Source organism: Streptomyces cahuitamycinicus (assembly GCF_002891435.1).
Taxonomy (GTDB): Bacteria; Actinomycetota; Actinomycetes; order Streptomycetales; family Streptomycetaceae; genus Streptomyces; species Streptomyces cahuitamycinicus.
Genome location: NZ_POUC01000222.1, coordinates 1 through 12,846, shown reverse-complemented (window position 1 = coordinate 12,846; position 12,846 = coordinate 1). Strand labels below are relative to the sequence as shown.

General features: G+C 70.7%; 17 protein-coding genes. 7 read left to right on the top strand and 10 right to left on the bottom strand.

Annotated elements, in window-relative coordinates:
* On the top strand, positions 1-986 hold a 986-nt coding region (locus C1J00_RS26060; RefSeq protein ID WP_102911473.1), incomplete at its 5' end, for a C40 family peptidase.
* A 301-nt stretch (positions 987-1,287) separates the two neighbouring features.
* Positions 1,288-2,634 (top strand): PP2C family protein-serine/threonine phosphatase, encoded by a 1,347-nt coding sequence (locus C1J00_RS26055; protein ID WP_180989705.1) that lies wholly within the window; start codon positions 1,288-1,290, stop codon positions 2,632-2,634.
* A 51-nt stretch (positions 2,635-2,685) separates the two neighbouring features.
* On the opposite strand, the gene C1J00_RS26050 is transcribed toward C1J00_RS26055, so the two are convergent.
* The 5 genes from C1J00_RS26050 to C1J00_RS26030 all read right to left on the bottom strand — a co-directional run bounded on the left by C1J00_RS26050 (position 2,686) and on the right by C1J00_RS26030 (position 5,744).
* Positions 2,686-3,018 (bottom strand): DUF2516 family protein, encoded by a 333-nt coding sequence (locus tag C1J00_RS26050; RefSeq protein ID WP_180989706.1) that lies wholly within the window; start codon positions 3,016-3,018, stop codon positions 2,686-2,688.
* Between the two features lie 109 nt (positions 3,019-3,127).
* Positions 3,128-3,790, bottom strand: coding sequence for a hypothetical protein (locus C1J00_RS26045; RefSeq protein ID WP_102911471.1), 663 nt, complete (start codon positions 3,788-3,790; stop codon positions 3,128-3,130).
* Between the two features lie 89 nt (positions 3,791-3,879).
* On the bottom strand, positions 3,880-4,488 hold the full coding sequence (locus C1J00_RS26040) for a helix-turn-helix domain-containing protein (RefSeq protein WP_102911470.1): 609 nt from the start codon (positions 4,486-4,488) through the stop codon (positions 3,880-3,882).
* 192 nt (positions 4,489-4,680) lie between these two features.
* Positions 4,681-4,860 carry a hypothetical protein gene (locus tag C1J00_RS26035; protein ID WP_102911469.1) on the bottom strand — a complete coding sequence of 60 codons (180 nt, stop codon included), beginning with the start codon at positions 4,858-4,860 and terminating at the stop codon, positions 4,681-4,683.
* Between the two features lie 41 nt (positions 4,861-4,901).
* The gene (locus C1J00_RS26030; RefSeq protein ID WP_102911468.1) at positions 4,902-5,744 is read right to left on the bottom strand and encodes an NmrA family NAD(P)-binding protein; all 843 of its coding nucleotides are present in this window, start codon (positions 5,742-5,744) and stop codon (positions 4,902-4,904) included.
* A 64-nt stretch (positions 5,745-5,808) separates the two neighbouring features.
* On the opposite strand from C1J00_RS26030, the gene C1J00_RS26025 reads away from it, so the two are divergent.
* Positions 5,809-6,150, top strand: coding sequence for a winged helix-turn-helix transcriptional regulator (locus tag C1J00_RS26025; protein WP_102911467.1), 342 nt, complete (start codon positions 5,809-5,811; stop codon positions 6,148-6,150).
* 294 nt (positions 6,151-6,444) lie between these two features.
* Here C1J00_RS26025 and C1J00_RS26015 read toward each other — a convergent pair whose 3' ends face one another.
* From C1J00_RS26015 to C1J00_RS26000, 4 genes are all read right to left on the bottom strand, one after another.
* Entirely contained in the window at positions 6,445-7,245 is an 801-nt protein-coding gene (locus tag C1J00_RS26015; RefSeq protein ID WP_102911476.1) for an aminoglycoside phosphotransferase family protein, read from the bottom strand.
* A gap of 146 nt (positions 7,246-7,391) precedes the next feature.
* The gene (locus C1J00_RS26010) at positions 7,392-8,117 is read right to left on the bottom strand and encodes a class I SAM-dependent methyltransferase (protein ID WP_102911475.1); all 726 of its coding nucleotides are present in this window, start codon (positions 8,115-8,117) and stop codon (positions 7,392-7,394) included.
* A gap of 218 nt (positions 8,118-8,335) precedes the next feature.
* Positions 8,336-8,692, bottom strand: a complete 357-nt coding sequence (locus C1J00_RS26005) for a VOC family protein (protein ID WP_102911465.1) — start codon at positions 8,690-8,692, stop codon at positions 8,336-8,338.
* Positions 8,689-9,237: a DUF6817 domain-containing protein gene (locus tag C1J00_RS26000; protein ID WP_102911464.1), complete on the bottom strand. Its 549-nt coding sequence runs from the start codon at positions 9,235-9,237 to the stop codon at positions 8,689-8,691. The genes C1J00_RS26005 and C1J00_RS26000 overlap by 4 nt, the downstream gene beginning before the upstream one ends.
* Positions 9,238-9,329: 92 nt before the next feature.
* Here C1J00_RS26000 and C1J00_RS25995 point away from each other — a divergent pair, with 92 nt between their 5' ends.
* Positions 9,330-10,040: a hypothetical protein gene (locus tag C1J00_RS25995; RefSeq protein ID WP_102911463.1), complete on the top strand. Its 711-nt coding sequence runs from the start codon at positions 9,330-9,332 to the stop codon at positions 10,038-10,040.
* A gap of 12 nt (positions 10,041-10,052) precedes the next feature.
* Here C1J00_RS25995 and C1J00_RS25990 read toward each other — a convergent pair whose 3' ends face one another.
* Complete coding sequence (locus tag C1J00_RS25990) at positions 10,053-10,706, bottom strand: class I SAM-dependent methyltransferase (protein WP_102911462.1); 654 nt, start codon at positions 10,704-10,706, stop codon at positions 10,053-10,055.
* Positions 10,707-11,082: 376 nt separating this feature from the next.
* Here C1J00_RS25990 and C1J00_RS25985 point away from each other — a divergent pair, with 376 nt between their 5' ends.
* The 3 genes from C1J00_RS25985 to C1J00_RS25975 form a co-directional block, all read left to right on the top strand.
* On the top strand, positions 11,083-11,589 hold the full coding sequence (locus tag C1J00_RS25985) for a DUF2269 family protein (protein WP_102911474.1): 507 nt from the start codon (positions 11,083-11,085) through the stop codon (positions 11,587-11,589).
* On the top strand, positions 11,586-11,759 hold the full coding sequence (locus C1J00_RS25980) for a hypothetical protein (protein WP_180989704.1): 174 nt from the start codon (positions 11,586-11,588) through the stop codon (positions 11,757-11,759). Before C1J00_RS25985 ends, C1J00_RS25980 begins: the two co-directional genes overlap by 4 nt.
* A gap of 5 nt (positions 11,760-11,764) precedes the next feature.
* Positions 11,765-12,846 (top strand): SGNH/GDSL hydrolase family protein (locus C1J00_RS25975; RefSeq protein ID WP_102911461.1); only part of this gene is annotated, 1,082 nt, incomplete at its 3' end.

The following is a 12,846-nucleotide window of genomic DNA, read 5'->3' as shown; positions in this document are numbered from 1 at the left end:
CCCCCACCCCGAGCGCGGGCCCGGCCCTCGCAACCGGCAAGGACCTCGAAGCCGTCCGCAAGAAGCTCGACAAGCTCTACCGCGCCGCGGGCCGTGCCACCGACGAGTACAACGCCGCCGAGGAAAAGGCGGACGAGCAGTCCGCCGAGGTCGTCGAACTGGCCAAGAAGATCGTCAAGGGCAAGGAGAAGCTCCGGAAGCTGAAGGACCGCGCGGGCGCCGCGGCCGCCGCCCAGTACCGCGGGGGCGGGCTGCCGCCCGAGGCCCACCTGGTGCTGAGCGACGATCCGCAGGACTTCCTCGACGGCGCCGGCCGGGTCCGCGAGGGCCACCACGCGACAAAGGGCCTGCTCGGCGAAGTGACCCGCACCCAGGAGGACTTGGAGCAGTACGCCAAGGACGCCTCCGCGCAGTTGAAGAAGCTGGAGGCGGGCCGCAAGGCCAAGGCCGCCGCGCAGAAGAAGATCGAGAAGCAGATCGCGCAGGCGGAGAAGCTCGAATCCGCCCTGCGGAAGGAGGAGCAGAAGCGCCTCGCCGAGCTGGAGAAGGAGGCCGCGAACAAGGCGCAGACCGCCTGGCTCGACTCCGGCGTCCTCGACGAGGTCAGCACAGAGGCCTCCGAGCAGGGCAAGAAGGCCGTGCAGTACGCCACGGCCCAGATCGGCAAGCCGTACCAGTGGGGCGCCGAGGGCCCGAAGACCTACGACTGCTCGGGGCTGACGTCACAGGCCTGGATATCCGCCGGACGCGGCATCCCGCGCACCTCGCAGGAGCAGTGGAAGCGGCTGCGGCACATCGACATCCAGGACATGCGGCCCGGCGACCTCATCATCTACTTCGACGACGCCAGCCACGTCGCGATGTACATCGGTGACGGGGCGATGGTGCACGCGCCGCGGCCCGGGCGTACCGTGACGATCGCGGGAGCCGGGTCCATGCCCATCCTCGGCGTGGTCCGGCCGGACGCGGACAGCGGCACCAACTGATCGCCGACGGCGGCCTGAAGGCGGCACACCGGATATCGGACATCCGCGGTGACCTGGCCCACGTGACCCACTGCACGCCATACCGCGAGCAGACCGTGCGCTGACGTGACGTTCGTCATCACCGCGGCATCTCCGAGGTGTCCAACTGGGGTACATATCGCGGCATATGACACTGGCCGATGGCACAGCGGCGTGGCTCACACCATTCCAATGCGGCGCCGACACCCGCTATGGTCCCCGTCGGTGGGTCGAGGTCCCTCGCCCCACCGTGCCCTCGGGGGGAGGGAAGGAACCCAAGACGATGCCCGTACCCATACCGCGGCAGAGAGCGATCCCGGCCGTGGAGAGTGGTCAGGCGCAGGCCGCGTCCCCGCGCTGCGGCTCGGCCGAGGAGTCCGTGAAGGACGCCTCGCCGGCGGGCCGCACGCCGGACACCGCCGTGAACACCACGGACAAGGTGGAGAACAACACCGCCCACACCAACCTGACGCTGCTGCTGATCGAGGACGATCCGGCCGGTTCACCGATCGTGCCGGACATGCTCGACCAGGCGGGCAAGCCGATCCGCGTCCGCACGGCCCGCAACCTGACGGAGGCCGGGCGGCTGCTGACCGACGACGTCCACTGCATCCTGCTGGACCTGGCGCTGCCCGCGCCCGGCCACAGCGACTCCGCGGACGAGCTCGCCGTGCTCCGGCACGTGCTGGAGCTCGCGCCCCGGCACGCCGTCCTGGCGCTGACCGCGTCCGGCGACGCCGAGCGCGGTGCCGAGGCGGTGCGCGTCGGCGCCCAGGACTACCTCTTCCGCGACGAGCTGGACGGCAGGCTGCTGAGCCGGGCGATCCGCTACGCGGTGGAGCGCAAGCGTTCCGAGTCGGCCGAGCGCCGGCTCGCCGAGGGCCGGCTGCGGGCGCAGGAGAACCGCCGCCTGGAGCGCGGCCTGCTGCCGACGCCGCTGCTGGAGGGCTCCTCGCTGCGGTTCGCCGCCCGCTACCGCCCGGGCCGCTCGCGCGCGCTGCTCGGCGGCGACTTCTACGACGTCGTGCGCACGCCGGACGGCACCGTGCACGCCATGATCGGCGATGTCTGCGGGCACGGCCCGGACGAGGCCGCCCTCGGCGTGGAGCTGCGGATCGCCTGGCGCGCGCTGACCCTGGCCGGTCTGTGCGGCGACCAGCTGCTGGGCACGCTCCAGCAGGTGCTGGAGCACGAGCGGGCCGACGACGAGATCTTCGCGACCCTGTGCACGGTGGACATCGCGCCGGACGGCCGCCGGGCCGGCCTGTGCCTGGCCGGCCACCCGTCGCCGCTGCTGGCCAGCCCGGGCAAGCCGGCCCGTCTGCTGCCGTACGACAACAACGGCCCGGCCCTCGGGCTGCTGCCCGGCGCCCGCTGGCCGCGGATGCAGGTGGAGCTGGGCGCCGAGTGGAGCCTGATGCTCTACACCGACGGCCTGATCGAAGGCCACATCGGCCAGGGCCGGGAGCGGCTCGGTCAGGACGGCATGACGGAGATGGTCCGCCGCCAGTTCGCCGAGGGCCTGCGGGGCGAGCAGCTGCTGCGGGCGGCCGTCAACGAGGTGCGCGACCTCAACGGTGGCGAGCTGACGGACGACGTGGCGGTCCTGCTGCTGGACCGCGTCCCGTAGCTTCCGCCGAGAGCCGGGGCCGGATCTACCGGAACCGCCGGAGCCGGGCCCTTACCGGCCGCCGTTCCACGGGCCGTATGGGCCGTCGCTGCTGGAGCCGCGCTGGCTGCGGCCGCCGCCCGGGAGCGCCCGGATCGCGGGCCGTACGTCGACCATGTACACGATCGTCGCGATGAGGCCGATGATCGGCAGGAACGACAAAATCCCGAAGAGCAGGTTCACCACGACGGCGATCCCCAGGATGATCAGCCAGAAGGGCTTGGTCTTCTTGTCGGCCGCGCGATAGGCGTCCTCCCGGCGCACGGCGGCGTCCACCAACGCGAAGCCGCTGAAAAGGATCAGGGCCAGGCTCAGAAGCGACAAAAATCCTTGGAAGCCCTGCATCAGCACAACGTCCACCACCCGACTCGGCTCGTCCCTACGCGGTCACCGTACCCGTACAACGGGCCGGGCACCCCCAGGGTGCCCGGCCCGTTGTGGCCGCTCCGCCGTCCTACTTCGCGGGCGGGGTGGTCTTCTTCGCGGTGGTGGTCTTGCGCGCCGGGGCCTTCTTGGCGGCGGGAGCGTTCTTCGCCGGGGCGGCGGCCACCGGCTTCGCCGGCTCCTCCTTGACCTCGACCGGCTGCGGCTTCGGCTCGACGGCCACGGCCAGCTCCTCGACGCCCTCGGCGACGTCCTCGATGCTGTCGGCGGCCTCGCCGCGCCAGGTGCGCACGGCCTGCTCGCCGTGCTCGGCGACCTTCTCGTAGGTCTCACGGGCCTTGACGGCGTACTCGGCGGCCACACCGACGCCGCGCAGCGCGAAGTCCTGGGCGTTCTCGCCGAACTTCTTCAGGTCCGAGTCGATCGTGGTGCCGAGCTTCTTGATGTCGACGTCGATGGAGCCGATGAACTCCGTGACCTTGGTCTGCAGGGTCTCCTGCGTCTCCTTGACGCGGGCGGAGGCCTCCTTGGCCCGGGCGGACGCCTTCTCCTGGACGGCCTTGGGGTCGGTGTTGCGTACGGCGTCGATCCGCGCGGGGGCCTCGGAACGCAGCTGCTCCACCAGGGCCGGCACCTTCTTGGCCTGCTGAAGGGCCAGGTCGGCGGTGCCTGCGGCGAAGTAGAGCGGGGTCGGGTCGCTGAAGGTCTTGCGCAGGTCGTCGGTGATGGCCATGGTGATGGTCCTCCCGGATTCTGTCTCGCTTGAGGGTTCGGCTGAGGGTTGTGTGATCCGCGGCAGAGCGGCCGGTGCCCTGGTCCGGCTCAGCCGGCCGTCTGCTGCGGGTCGATGTCGCTGGCGTCGTTCTTCTTGGCGTTCTTGCCGGTGCTGTCGCCGGTGCTCTTGCGGCTGCGGCGCCGGGCGGGCTGAGCGCCCGCGGCCGGGCCGGGCGCCGGTATCTCGGCTCCGGCGTCGGGGGCGTCCCCGTCCGCGCTCACCGCGCCGTCCCCGGGGAGATCGGGGACGACACCGACGACGCCCGCACCGCCGGAAACACCCGCGTCATCCGAACCGTCGCCGCTCCCGAACCCGTTCTCCTTGCGGAAGGACTCGTAGATCTGCAGCAGCACCTGCTTCTGGCGCTCGTTCAGCGCCGGGTCGGCGAGGATGACGGCGCGCGTCTCCACCTCGTCCCGGTCGCGCTCGGCGTCGAGGATGCCGGCCCGGACGTACAGCGTCTCGGCGGAGATCCGCAGGGCCTTGGCGACCTGCTGCAACACCTCCGCGCTCGGCTTGCGCAGCCCGCGCTCGATCTGGCTCAGATACGGATTGGACACCCCGGCGGCATCGGCGAGCTGCCGGAGCGACAGCTGCGCTGTGCGCCGCTGTTCGCGCAGATAGTCACCGAGATTGCCGACGTTGAGCGATGCCATGCCTTCACAGTGCAGCACCTCGCTAACTATTGCAAGCACCCGCTTGCAAAAGTGCGCCACACCACCTGCCGGCCCGTCTGAAACCGAGCACGACAGGTGTCGTCTGAGCGCGACATCTGTCGTGCACGGCCTCTGGACGATCGAGACCGAAGGCGGGGCCAGGTCCGGCGGCGGTCCTGCACCTTCCGTTTTCTACACCTGATACGGATGCGCCACTGGGAGCTTCGGCGCCGGAGGCCGCTGGCGCGTTCCCTCGGTCGATCGTCCTGACCGAATGAGGTCGGTGTCGTGGTCGATGACGATGACGGTGGCGCCGGTGTCCAGGAGCCGGTCGACCTCGGCGATGGTGCGGCCCTCAAGGAGGCTGGTCAAGGGTTCGGTTTGGAGTCACGGCACCCTACGGTAGGGACGCTTCACAGGCCGATGTCGGTGAGCCACTGGCCGATGGCACGAGGAGTGATACCGAGGAGCTTCTGCGCGGAGTTCTCGGGCGCGATCGAGCGGTCGGAGAGCGTGCTCATGGCCTCGTAGAGGCCGGCGACGTCGGCGGCGGCACCCTCACCGATCACCGGCGCAACGGAGACCCGCATCTGCTCGGGGGTGATCGGCTCGAAGACCACGTCCTTGCCGAAATGGGCGCCGAACGCCCCGGCCAGGTCGGCCCCGGTGAGCGCCGGATACTGGCCGACGGAGACCGCGCCGGTGATGTCCGGGCGGTCGAACAAGGCCAGGGCGACATCGGCGATGTCCAGGTGGGAGGCCCAGGAGACGGGGAAGTCCGAGCGGATCGGATAGGGCAGCGCACCCCGCACGCGGACCGTGTCGATGACGTACGGCATGAGCAGGTTCTCCAGATACAGCGTGGGCTCGATCACCGCGTACGACACGCCGGAGTCCGCCAGGCCGTCAGCCAGCACCGCGGCGGCGCCCCCGACTGCGGGGTCGATCGGGGCGCCGCTGGTGGAGAACACCACCCGGCCGGGGCGAGCCGCGGCGACAGCGGTAACGATGTTGCGCGCGTAGGCGAGGCGGTCCGCTTCGGAGACCACCGGCAGGTGGACGAACACCCCGTCGGCACTCCGGTACGCCTCGGTCAGTGCCTCGACGGAGCCGTAGCCGGCGGCCATCACACGCGCGCCCTCCACGACGGTGTCCGGGTTGCGGGTCAGAGCGGTCACGGACTTGCCCGCGGCGACGAGAGCAGCAACGACAGGGGCACCTTGGGCGCCGGTGGCGCCGTGAATCACATAGGTCATGAACTAATAGTGCATATGATGCACCGGTTACATCAACTGCACTAATGGAGTTATCGTTAAGAACATGACCGAGCCTGAACCCTGTCTGCCCGAGTGCGGTGTCGCCCGCTTCCTCACCCTCCTCAACGGGCCGTGGGCCACGCTGATCGTGCGCGAACTGCTGCACGGACCGCTGCGCTTCAATCAGCTGCGTGAGGCCCTGCCCGGCATCAGCCCGCACACCCTGACCAGCCGGCTTCGCCAGTTCGAGCGGCACGGCATCGTCACCCGCACCACCTACGCGGAGATCCCGCCCCGCGTCGTGTACGAGCTCACCCCGCTCGGCCAAGGGTTGCGCGACGTCCTGGAGGCTATGGGTGACTGGGCCCTGGCGGTGCCGGACCCCGGGACAGGCGCGACCGCTTGACCTATCCCTACAGCCGACTGCGGCACCGGTTCGCGAAGGGGTGCCGCGGCCCGGGTCGTCGGTACGGCGGCCACGGCCGGCGGATCCGGCACGCGCCGGACTACTTCGTCCGCCGCCGGGACGGCACGGCCGTGGTGGTGGACGTGCGTCCGGACGAGCGGATCAAGTCTGGGGACACGGCGAAGTTCTCAGCAACCCCGAGGCCGTGGCCACGCTCATCGCCGACCGGGACGCCCCACCTTCCTCGCCCCACTCAGCTCTGAACCTCCCTGGTCAACGGCCACCTCCGGGCGATCAGTTCAGCAGGGCGGCCGTGAACATCTCGCGGTGCTCCGCCAGCCAGGTCTGCATGCGGTCCCAGCGTTCCCATCCACCGCGCTCAGCCAGCGCCTGGAGATAGACGGGGTCGCCGTCAGCCACGCGGCGGGCGACGAAGGCCCGGCAGACCTCGGTGGCCTGCTCGATGACGCCGACCAACTCGGCGCGGTCCCGCGACGAAAGGCCGTAGCTGTCGGCAAGGATCCGCAGCCGCGCGGGCGCATCCAGCCCGGAGGGGTAGAAGGCGGCTGCGGATGCGGGATCGACCAGGGGCACCCAGTAGCGGGCGGTCATGGCGACGTCCCAGAGGGGACGCCCCGGAGCTGCCAGATCGAAATCGATCAGGGCAGCGGCACGGCCGTCGCGAAAGACGACGTTGTCCGGGCACACGTCGTTGTGACACAGCATCGTTCCCCCTTCCGGGTCGGCCAGGTCCACGGGCCACTCGGCACGGGTGTCGACCTCGACGGTCGCGCTGGTCTCATGCAGGCGCCGCAGCAGGCTCCCCACTGATTCCAGGGCGGTCTTCGTCATCACCCAGTCCGCGAACGGCGGCAGAGCCACGTCTCCGGGGATGAAGGTGAGCTGTTCACGGCCGTCCTCGGTGAGACCGACAGGGGTCGGCGCTGCGTCGAAGCCGTGCTCCTTCAGGGCAAGGAGGTACGCATGCAGGGCGCGAGCGTTGCGCGGCGCCGGGCGCTCCACCAGCGCATCACGGCGGATGACCGCCCCTGCGTTCACCATGCCGCCGACCAGCGCATCGCCCTCAGCCGTCATGACGATCACGCTACCGCCACATCGATCCCACGCGAGCCAGGCCCCGAGTGTCCGTTCCCAGTGCTTGTGAGGGTTTCCCGCTGGATCTGCTCGGCGAAGTGATCGAGTCCCGATCAATCTGCGTGGCAAGGCTTCCGTGAGTCGGCCTACGGGCGTCGCGCGACGAAGACGAACTCCTTGCCCGGTCTGTCGGGCGCGTCGCGAACGTCCTCCACCTCATACCCCTGTGCGATCAGCTCCGTCTCGACCTCCTGCCGCTCACGGAAGCGCAAGGTGGAGTCCGACGTGAGCACCTGCCCGTCAGCAGCGAACACGTAGGTCCAGCGGAACGTCACCAGCGGCTCCCTCACCTCGATCACCTGGACCCAGCTTTCGACCGCGCCGGCATCCGGGATCTCCGTCACGCGATATGAGGCTTCGCGGTTCCACTCCTCCCAGGCGCGTCTGGCTGGGTCGCGGGTCTCCAACACCAGACGGCCGCCGGGCTGTAGTGCTTGGTATGCGCCGCGCAAGGTCTCGCGCCATGCCTGCGGACCGAGGATCTGCTGGGCGGCGTTCGCGGTCATGGTTGCCAGGTCGACCCTCAACGGCGGGAGTGCCGTGGCATCGCCACAGGTCCAGCGCACTCGCTCGCTGCCCGGCTTGGCTCGGGCCACGTCGATGGACGCCTGGGCGGGATCGACGCCGACGACTTCGATTCCGCGCTCAGCCAAAAGAAGCGCGAACACACCTGTTCCACAGCCGATGTCCAGCACCTGACGTGCCCCGAACTCCTCCGCCATCTGGACGTACGCGTCGAGATCACTGCGATCGGGGTCGAGTGGGTCATAGATCGCGGCGAGCCGTGGATGCCCGAAGCACTCGTCAGCCATGCGACCGAACATATGGGGAAGCCGATTCACCTACCCAATCAATTTCCGCGGCTGCCAGCGGTCGACTGTTCTTGGCGCATCGGTGCTGCCGGCTCGGCCCGGATGGGTGCTGAGGCGGGGATCCGGTGTACTCGCGCGTCCACGACGGCCGAGGATGCTAGAGATTTGGGCGAACCGAACAGCTGACCCCTCCTTCCCCTGGCGACCGAGCCGTTCGCTCAGCCCCCGGCGATGCAGAAGGGATGCCCCGCCGGATCCGTGAGCACCCGCCACCTGCCCGGGTTCGGCTGATGCTCCGGCCTGCCCGCACCCAACTCCGTCAGGCGCGCCTCGGCCTCGTCCAGGTCCTCGACCGTGAAGCAGCAGTGCAGCTGCTGCGGAACCTCCTGGTCGGGCCAGCTCGGAGCCCGGTGGCCGTCGACCCGCTGGAAGCCGAGCAGGACTCCGCCCTCGCTGCTCAGCGCCGCGAAGTCGGCGTCCGACTTCGGATGCGGTTCCAGCCCGGTGGCCCGTTGGTAGAACTCCGCGAGGGCGAGCGGATCCGCGCAGTCCAGGGTTATCGCGCTCGACTTCATCCGGCCAGCACCTCCTGACAGTCCGTCCAGGCCGGTTGGCTCAGCAGGGGGCGGATGCGGGTGAAGAGGCTGAGGAGTTCGGGGCCCCACTGGGCGCGGAAAGCGGGGTCGAGGCGGGCGAGGTCGGTCTCGTTGGCGGCGGACAGCTCGGCGAAGTCGCGCCGCCACTGCGGCTCCAGAACATGGCTCAGGCCGGTGAAGCGGTCATGAAAAGGCCCGTCGGCATCCGCGAGCGTCGGATAGGTGGCCCGGCGATCGCACGAGGCGTACAGGTACACCAAGGCCTCTGCCTCGGCGCCGATCGCCGCTGCCAGTTCGCCACGGCGGTCCAGGGGCAGCAGGGCTTCAGGGAAACCGTCGGTTCCGTAGAACGCGTGGCACAGGCCCGCGAGTTGGAGGGCCGGGCGGGCGCCCCACGAGGCGAGTTGTCGCTGGACCCGCGTGAGGTGGGCGAGGAGCGTGCCGCCCGGATGGGCGATGTCCGCCGCGCCGAGCCCGCGCAGGAGCGCGACGGCCGGTCCTGAGTCGGGAGGGGAGACAGGCACAGGGGCAGTCCTTCCAGCAGTGGTCGGGGGTCGGAGTCGGCAACCATCAAATCGGTGGACGGACCGCGTCGGCCATCGATTTGATCTGTGTCGTGACGACTCCGCAGCAAGCCCTGGTCCGGTCGGCCGCCCGCAACAACGCCGAGTGGTGTGCGGTGATGTGCCGGGCACACGAGGTGGACAGTGGGTTCGGGAGGGAGGCCTGGGCCGCTGCCCGACGTACGCCTTTGTACTACCCCGACGCCGTGACGCTGGAGCCGGGCGCCGACCCGGAGGCGCTCGTGGCGCGGATCGACACGGTCTCGCCCGGGGCCTCGGTGAAGGACAGTTTCGCCGACCTCGATCTGACCGGGGCGGGGTTCCGGGTGCTGTTCGGGGCGGAGTGGATTCATCGTGCGGCTGGTCTGCCCGTGGCCGCGCCGGACCTCGCGTGGGATGTCGTGAGTGATCCGGGAGCGCTGCGTGACTGGGCTCTGGCCTGGGACGACGGTGGCGGCAACGCGGACCTGTTCGGGCCGGGGCTGCTCGACGCCCCGGAGACGTTCGTGCTCGCCGGGCGGTCCGCCGACGGGCGGGTTGCCGTGGGAGCGGTGGCCGGACGGAGCAGTCACGTGGTCGGTGTGTCCAACGTCTTCGGACCGCCCGACGTGGCCTGGCCCCTCGTCCTGCACACGGTCGGCCGGCTCTTCCCCGCCCTGCCCGTCGTGGGCTACGAGGGGGGAGACGACCTGGCGGCCGCCCTCCGCCACGGCTTCGAGCCCGTCGGACCGCTCCGGGTGTGGATGCACGAGCGGTCCGCCTGAGCCCTGTCGGCGTCAGTCCGGCTTGTACGCCAGGAACGTGCCCACCTGCCTCTTCGTCCCTCCCTCCGGTTCCTGCACCACCCGCGTCGTGACCACCAGGCCCGCCCGGTGGAGGAGGTCGGCGATGCGGTCCGGGGGGAGCAGGTACGACGCGTAGGACACCGGGTGGTCACCGTAGGCGTGGGTCGGGCGGAGGCGCTCGTCGTTGCCGACGTGGCCGGCCAGCATCAGCCGCCCGCCGGGCGCGAGGGTGCGGTGGAACTCGGAGAACACGGTCGGCAGCCACTGCGGCGGGGTGTGATGGGTGGCGTAGTACGCCAGGATGCCGCCGAGTTCGCCGTCGGTGATGTCCAGCGCGGTCATCGAGCCGACGGAGAAGCGGAGTTCCGGGTACGCCGCGCGGGCCAGTTCGATCATCCTCGGCGACACGTCCACGCCGAACGCCGGCACCCCGAGGGCGGCCAGATGTGCCGTCACCTTGCCGGGGCCGCAGCCCAGGTCCGCGACCGGCCCGGGGTGCGGGGGCCGTACGAGGTCGGCGAACGCGGCCAGCATCGCGCGGGACACCGGGTCCAGGTCGGCCGGTTCCTTGACGCGCCGGGCGTAGTCGGCGGCGACGGCGTCGTAGGACTCGCGGACCGCGGTGAGGTGGGAGGGCTCGGTCATGCCACGAACCTAGGGCCTGGCGTTTGGATCACGCCGCAGACGCGGGGTCTGGTGCGCACATCTGCCGCGTTGTCGTCGGTTGCCGACTCCCCCACGCTCGGCTGCGCTCGCGCGGGAGGGACCCCCATCGCGTCGACGCCTTCCTCCGCCTTGCAGCTGCACGCACCAGACCCCGCTCACCGGCGCTGAACAGCACCGTCGATTTCCTGCGGACTGATCCAAACGACAGACCCTAGGCGAGCGGTGACACGACCCGTACTCCGACGCCGGTACGCCGGTCTACTCCCGCCGTGAGACGACCTCGCGGCCCCCATTCGGCACCGTGTCCGGTGTGGACACACATACCGGACAGAAGCCGAGCAAGCCGAACAAGCAGATTTCGAGCCCGCCGCCGAGACTCGGCCGCCCGGCCCGCCGGGCCGCTCTCGTCGTGCACGTCACCGCCTCCGCCTGCTGGCTCGGACTCACGCTCGGGCTGCTCGCGCTCGGGATCACCGCCGCCACCACCGGATCCGCGCGGACCGTCGAGGCCTCCGTGCGGGCCATGAAACTCTTCGCCGACTGGCTCCTGCTGCCCGTCGCGTTCCTCACCCTCGTCAGCGGCCTGCTGCTGTCGCTCGGCACGAAGTGGGGCCTGGCCCGGTACCGCTGGGTGTACACGAAGTTCTGGCTGACCCTCGCCACGACCACCGCCACGGTGTTCGCACTGCGCCCCGGGGTGGACTCCGCGGTCACCGCCGTCGCCGCGGGCGTGCCGCTGCCGGACGCCGGTGACGTGCTGTTCGGGCCGGTCGTGTCGCTGTCCGCGTACGTCTTCATGACGGTGATCTCCGTCCTGAAGCCCTGGGGGAAGACCCGACGGGGCAAGGCCGTGAAGCCATGACGGCCGGCTTCGAGCAGACCACCCGCGCGGTCCGGCCCGTCACCCCGGAGTCCGGGGGCAGTTTCAGCCGCGGCGCCCCGGACACCGAAAGGATCGGGGCCCGGATCCTCGACGCCCTCGACACGCTGCCGCGGAACCGGCCCGCGGCCCCTACCGATCCCCGAGGCTGACACCCATGCACACCGAGCACGACTGGATCACCACCACCCTCACGGCGGACCTGCTGCGCGGCGCCCTCGACGTGGAGCGCACCGAGCACGGTCTGCTCCCCCACCGGCTCCCCGCCCGGGCCCGCGCGCAGAACACCAACGCGCAGCTGGCGATGGCCGAGGCCCAACCCTCCGGCGTCCGCCTGGTCTTCCGTACCGCCGCGACGGCGGTCGAACTGGACACGCTGCGCACCAAGCGCGACTACACCGGCTTCCCGCCGCGCCCGGACGGCCTGTACGACCTGCTCGTCGACGGCGTCCCAGCCGGCCGGGCCGAAGGGACCGGCGGCAACGTCCTCACCGTCGACCTGGCCACCTGGGCGGGCGAGGTCACGCCCGGCCCGGTCGGCACCGTCCGCTTCACGGGCCTGCCCGCACGGGAGAAGGACGTCGAGATCTGGCTGCCGCACAACGAGACCACCGAGCTGGTCGCCCTGCGCACGGACGCGCCCGTCACCCCAGCGGCGGACCGGGGCCGCCGGGTGTGGCTGCACCACGGCAGCTCGATCAGCCACGGCTCGGACGCCGCGAGCCCCACGGCCATCTGGCCGGCGATCGCCGCGCTGCGTGGAGGTGTGGAGCTGGTCAACCTCGGCTTCGGCGGCAGCGCGATGCTCGACCCGTTCACCGCGCGAGCCATGCGGGATGCCCCGGCCGATCTGATCAGCGTCAAGACGGGCATCAACATCGTCAACGCGGACGCGATGCGGCTGCGCGCCTTCGGCCCGGCCGTGCACGGCTTCCTCGACACGATCCGCGACGGGCACCCGGACACCCCGCTGCTGCTCGTCTCCCCGATCCACTGCGCCATCCACGAGGACACACCCGGCCCCACCGCCCCGGACAGCGAAGAGATCGGCAAGGGCCGTCTGACCTTCGCCGCCATGGGCGACCCGGCGGAGACACCCGCCGGCAAGCTCACCCTGACCGTCATCCGCGAGGAACTGGCCCGGATCGTCGAACAGCGCGCCGCCGACGACCCGAACCTCCACTACCTCGACGGCCTCGCCCTCTACGGCCCGAAGGACGCCGCCGCCCACCCCCTGCC